Here is a 1,380-nt window from a genome sequence, read left to right as displayed (position 1 = left end):
GTTCGCCAATACCAACATGATCGTACCTGCCAAGCCAAGTAGCACAATCCCCACAACCAACGTTTTGTAAGTACCAAAACGATCCATAAACTTCTGAGCAGTAAATGCAGCGATGATGTTGAATGCTGCATTGATACCAAACCAGAACGTAAACTCGTTCATGCTCATACCTAGGTTTTCCATCAGAACCACTGGCGCCGATGTTACATACGCTAAGATCACCGCCATAGCCATCAAACACAGAGATGCGTGGAAAACAAACGATGGAGTTTTTAGAACTGACCAGTAACGCTCAAGCTTAAATACCGCAACCTTTTCTGTTGTAGGGTTGGTCTCTTTCATCTGGAAGAAAAGAATCGCACCAACAACAATGGCAAACCCAGCCATAAAGCTGAAGTTTGAGCGCCAACCAAACTCTTGTGTTAACCGACTACCTAAAATAGGTGCCAGAGCAGGAATGAAACAGATAGCTCCGTTTAGGTAGCTGATCATCTTGCCACTTTTTTCAGGACCAAATAGATCGCGAACTGTTGCGAACGCGGCAACAGATGTTGCACACGCTCCTAATCCTTGAAGCAGTCGAGCCATCAACATCATATCAATAGATTGAGCGGCCCACGCCAAGCAAGCGCTCACTGCATAGATGCTGATACCGCCAAGGGCAACAGTTCGGCGACCTAATTTGTCCGCAAGAGGGCCGGCAAACAGTTGGCCAACACCCATCGCGAATAGGAACCAGGTAATGGTGTCTTGTGCTAACGCGTGTTCCACGTGAAACGTCGCAGAGATTTGAGGTAAAGCTGGTAAGTAAATATCGATCGCCAATGGGCTGAACAGAACAAGCATAGCCAATAGTGCTACTTGCAGCTTACTCGGGGATGGAAGCACATTCGAAGACACACGATTCTCCTAGTTAATAAATTATGTTGCGCATCATAACCAACTAAAGATATGAACAAAAATGGCTTATACTCATTACCATTATTCCCATATGGAAAATCTCATGAATCTCGAAAAATTGTCTCGAATTGACCTCAATTTACTAGTTTGCTTGCAGGTTCTCCTCGAAGAGCTCAGTGTCACCCGCACCGCTCATCGGCTTTGTTTAAGTCAGTCAGCCGTCAGTAAATCATTGGCAAAGTTAAGGGAGCAATTCGACGACCCGCTGTTTACTCGTAGCGCTCATGGCTTACGTCCGACGCCTAAAGCTGTGTTCCTTAAGCCGCGCTTAGAGAACTTGATTAACCAGCTAGAGGTGCTCACTCAGCCAGAAACTTTCACGCCCTACAATAGCGATCACAGCTTCCACATCGCCGCAGTTGAGAGTGTTTATCCGCTTATCCTGCCACACTTCTTACCCGCAATTTTCCAACAAGCACC

General features: G+C 46.3%; 2 protein-coding genes. One reads left to right on the top strand and one right to left on the bottom strand.

Going from position 1 to position 1,380, the window contains the following annotated elements; all coding sequences use genetic code 11:
• Positions 1-900: multidrug effflux MFS transporter (locus KIV40_RS29170; protein WP_285352718.1), on the bottom strand; the 900-nt coding region annotated here is incomplete at its 3' end.
• A gap of 103 nt (positions 901-1,003) precedes the next feature.
• Here KIV40_RS29170 and KIV40_RS29165 point away from each other — a divergent pair.
• On the top strand, positions 1,004-1,380 hold a 377-nt coding region (locus tag KIV40_RS29165), incomplete at its 3' end, for a LysR family transcriptional regulator (protein WP_285352716.1).

It is taken from the genome of Vibrio sp. D173a (genome assembly GCF_030248475.1).
This window is presented reverse-complemented; position numbering and strand designations above follow the sequence as displayed.